The sequence below is a fragment of the Polaromonas sp. P1_E3 genome, assembly GCF_056405935.1.
The window spans coordinates 1-4,225 of sequence record NZ_JBFUBD010000241.1 but is presented as its reverse complement, the minus strand read 5'-3'; the positions used below and the strand labels follow the sequence as shown (position 1 = coordinate 4,225).

Below are 4,225 nucleotides of genomic sequence, written 5' to 3'. Positions count from 1 at the left end.
CTTTTGTGCGCAGCGAAAACAACGGCGTGATCCGCGAGGCCGTGCTGCGCGAATTGAAGCGCGGCGGACAAGTCTACTTCCTGCACAACGAGGTCGAGACCATCCAGAACCGGCGCGAAAAGCTCGAAGAAATACTGCCCGAGGCGCGCATCGCCGTGGCGCACGGCCAGATGCCCGAGCGCGAACTTGAGCGCGTGATGAAGGACTTCATCGCCCAGCGCTACAACCTGCTGCTGTGCTCGACCATCATCGAAACCGGCATTGACGTTCCGACCGCCAACACCATCGTGATGAGCCGCGCCGACAAATTCGGCCTGGCGCAGCTGCACCAGCTGCGCGGCCGTGTGGGCCGCAGCCACCACCAGGCCTACGCCTACCTGATGGTGCCCGACATCGAAGGCCTCACCAAGCAGGCCGGCCAGCGGCTCGAAGCCATCCAGCAGATGGAAGAGCTGGGCTCGGGCTTTTACCTGGCGATGCATGACCTGGAAATCCGCGGCACCGGCGAAGTGCTGGGCGAGAACCAGAGCGGCAACATGCTGGAAGTCGGCTTTCAGCTCTACAACGAGATGCTCAGCGAAGCTGTCGCCTCGCTCAAGGCCGGGCGCGAACCCGACCTGCTGTCGCCGCTCAGCGTGACGACCGAGATCAACCTGCACGCCCCAGCCCTGCTGCCCAACGATTACTGCGGCGACGTGCACCTGCGACTGTCCTTCTACAAAAAGCTGGYAACCGCCAGGAACACCGACCAGATCGACGCGCTTCTTGAGGAAATCGTCGACCGCTTTGGCAAGCTGCCGCCGCAGGCGCAGACGCTGATCGACKTGCACCGCCTGCGCGTGATTGCCCGGCCTTACGGCGTGGTCAAGGTGGATGCCGCACCCGGCGCGATCAGCATTACCTTCAAGAAGGACCCGCCCATCGACTCGATGGCCATCATGCATCTCATCCAGAAAAACCGGCACATCAAGCTGGCCGGCAACGACAAGCTGCGCATCGAGCGCGAACTGCCTGAACCCAAAGACCGTGCGCAAATGGTGCGCGACGTGTTGCGCTCTCTCGGACAACCTAAAACAGAAACCATCCCCGCATGACCCCGACTGAAATCTCCCCCGGCCTCGTGATCAACATTGCAACGCCCGACCTCAAGCTCAGCGACTTCAAGCTGATCGCCTTTGACATGGATTCCACACTCATCAATATCGAATGCGTGGACGAAATTGCTGACGCAGCCGGCCGCAAGGCCGAGGTGGCCGCCATCACCGAAGCCGCCATGCGCGGCGAGATCAGCGACTACAAGGAAAGCCTGCGCCAGCGCGTGGCGCTGCTCAAGGGTGTGAGTGTGGCCAGCATGGACGAGGTCTACCGCCAGCGCCTGAAGCTCAACCCCGGCGCCGCCGAGCTGGTGCACGCCTGCAAGGAAGCGGGCATGAAGGTGCTGCTGGTGAGCGGCGGCTTTACCTTCTTCGCCAACCGTGTCCGCGACGAACTTGGTATTGACTACACGCGATCCAATGTACTGGAAGTGCAGGACGGTTTTCTCACAGGCAGGATGGTCGACCAGCCCTGGGGCGACATCTGCGACGGCGAGGAAAAGCGCAGGATGCTGCTGGAGACCTGCGGCAACCTGGGTATCAATCCCCTGCAGGCGATTGCCATGGGCGACGGCGCCAACGACCTGCCCATGATGGGCGTGGCCGGCCTGTCGGTGGCTTACCACGCCAAGCCGCGTGTGCGCGAGCAGGCCATGGTCGCCATCAACGAGGGCGGCCTGGACCGCCTGCTGGAGCTTTTCAACTGAGGCGCACGGTCGGGCGCATCCTGGCCGTTGCCACGCCCGCGCATCAATCCTTCCCGAATAAGTCAACGATCCCGCAGCCATAACGCCTTATAAGCAGACAACAGAACCAACGACACCGATACCCATGGGTTTTTTCAAACGATTCGAAAGCCAGCTCCCCGCCTACCCTGACGCCGACCCGTCCTTGCCACCAAAAGGTTTTATGGCCTTTCTATGGGCCTGCACCGAAGGCGCGCGCGGCTACATCCTGCTGCTGGCGCTGCTCTCGGCGGTCATGGCAATTTTTGAAGCGCTGATGTTCGCCATGCTGGGCCGCATCGTCGACTGGCTAGGCAAGACGGCACCCGCCAACCTGTGGACCGAGCATGGCAATACGCTGGGCTGGCTCGCGTTCATCGTGGTGGCCAGCATCGCCGCCGTGGCGCTGCAAACCACGGTGAAGCACCAGACGCTGGCGATCAACTTCCCGATGCGGCTGCGCTGGAACTTTCACCGCCTGATGCTGGGGCAAAGCATGTCCTTCTACCAGGACGAATTCGCCGGCCGGCTGACCACCAAGGTCATGCAGACCGCGCTGGCGGTGCGCGACACGCTCTTCGTGCTGGCCGATGTGCTGGTGGCCATGGGGGTCTACATCGCCACCATGACGGTGCTGGCCGCGGCCTTCGACATGAAGCTGGTGGCGCCCTTCCTGGTCTGGCTGGCGCTTTATATCGCCAGCCTCTATTACTTCGTGCCACGGCTGGGCCGTATCGGCAAGCAGCAGGCCGACGCCCGCTCCCTGATGACGGGCCGCATCACCGACGCCTACACCAACATCACCACCGTCAAGCTGTTCTCACACACCCGGCGCGAAGCCGGCTTTGCACGCGATGCGATGAGCGAGTTCATGAAGACCGGCTACAGCCAGATGCGCCTTGTGAGCGCGTTCGAAATCGTCAACCACACGCTCAGCATGGGCCTGATCCTCGGCATGGCCGGCACTTCCCTGTGGCTCTGGCACCTGGGCCAGGTCGGCGCGGGCGCCGTGGCCGCAGCCACGGCCATGGCGCTGCGCCTGCAGGGCATGTCGCACTGGATCATGTGGGAGACCACCAGCCTTTTTGAAAGCGTGGGCACCGTGCAGGACGGCATCAACACGCTTTCGCGGCCGCACACCATCGTGGACGAGCCCGGCGCGGTCGCGCTCGACGTGCCGCGCGGTGAAGTGCGCTTTGAAGCCGTGAACTTCAGCTACGGCAAGAACAAGCCCGTGATCGACCAGCTGACGTTGACCGTCAGGCCCGGCGAAAAGATCGGCCTGATCGGCCGCTCTGGGGCCGGCAAGTCGACGCTGGTCAACCTGCTGCTGCGGTTTTACGACCTGGACAGCGGGCGCATCCTGATCGACGGCCAGGACATCGCCACCGTGACGCAAGACAGCCTGCGCGGCCACATCGGCATGGTGACGCAGGACACCTCGCTGCTGCACCGCTCGGTGCGCGACAACATCACCTACAGCCGCCCGGACGCGAGCGACGAGGACATGCGCCTGGCCGCACGGCGCGCCGAGGCCGATACCTTCATCGCCGACCTGACCGACCCGCACGGCCGCCACGGCTACGACGCTCACGTGGGCGAGCGTGGTGTGAAGCTCTCGGGCGGCCAGCGCCAGCGCATCGCGATTGCGCGGGTGATGCTCAAGGATGCGCCCATCCTGCTGCTGGACGAAGCCACCAGCGCACTCGACTCCGAAGTCGAAGTCGCCATCCAGAGCAGCCTGAACACGCTGATGCAGGGCAAAACGGTGATTGCGATTGCCCACCGCCTCTCGACCATCGCCGCCATGGACCGGCTGATCGTGCTGGACCAGGGGCGCATCGTCGAAGAAGGCGATCACCGCAGCCTGCTGGCCAACGGCGGCCTGTACGCGCGCCTCTGGGCCCACCAGAGCGGCGGCTTTTTGAGTGACAACCTGGAAGAAGAGGTGGCGGTTTGACACAGCCGCCGCGCCGCAGGTCAAGACTCTGAGACCCGCTCAGGAGGCGGCACCCGGTTGCTATTACTTTTATAGCTGGTTGCGCTTGATTCTAAAGGGCTCCAGCCTATTTTCTTGAAAACGGCCTGCGGAAAGCCTGCCCATGCGGGACTCAGGTTCTTTCAATCACCGTGCGTCCCGCCTGCACCGCAAACTCCGCCAGCGTTTGCACGCCGCTGTCCACGCGCGTCACGTCGCTCACCACACGCAAGGTAGTAGTCAACTTGCGTGGGGTCAGCTCCACCACGCCGTAGCCTTTGCGCTCCGAGTCCGCAAACACGAAGTGCGGATTTTCGGCAAGGTAATCCGGGATTTTTGCGTTGCCGGCCGAGCGGGACGTGATGCTGGTGCCGCAGAACTCCGTACCCACCGTCGGGCTGGCGGCATCGGCGTAGTCGGCCTTGATG

4 protein-coding genes are annotated in these 4,225 nt (G+C 63.4%); 3 read left to right on the top strand and 1 reads right to left on the bottom strand.

Translation table 11 applies throughout. The features are described from left to right. The 3 genes from AC1D0Z_RS16830 to AC1D0Z_RS16820 form a co-directional block, all read left to right on the top strand. A partial coding sequence (locus AC1D0Z_RS16830) for a TRCF domain-containing protein (RefSeq protein ID WP_477659364.1) occupies positions 1-1,094 on the top strand: 1,094 nt, incomplete at its 5' end. Next, a complete protein-coding gene (gene serB / locus AC1D0Z_RS16825; protein ID WP_477659363.1) occupies positions 1,091-1,801 on the top strand; it encodes a phosphoserine phosphatase SerB in 711 nt (236 codons plus the stop codon). The genes AC1D0Z_RS16830 and serB, both read left to right, overlap by 4 nt. A 124-nt stretch (positions 1,802-1,925) precedes the next feature. Beyond that, entirely contained in the window at positions 1,926-3,779 is a 1,854-nt protein-coding gene (locus AC1D0Z_RS16820) for an ABC transporter ATP-binding protein (RefSeq protein WP_477659362.1), read from the top strand. Positions 3,780-3,930: 151 nt separating this feature from the next. On the opposite strand, the gene AC1D0Z_RS16815 is transcribed toward AC1D0Z_RS16820, so the two are convergent. Further along, the coding region (locus AC1D0Z_RS16815; protein WP_477659361.1) for an alkaline phosphatase D family protein at positions 3,931-4,225 on the bottom strand (295 nt) is incomplete at its 5' end.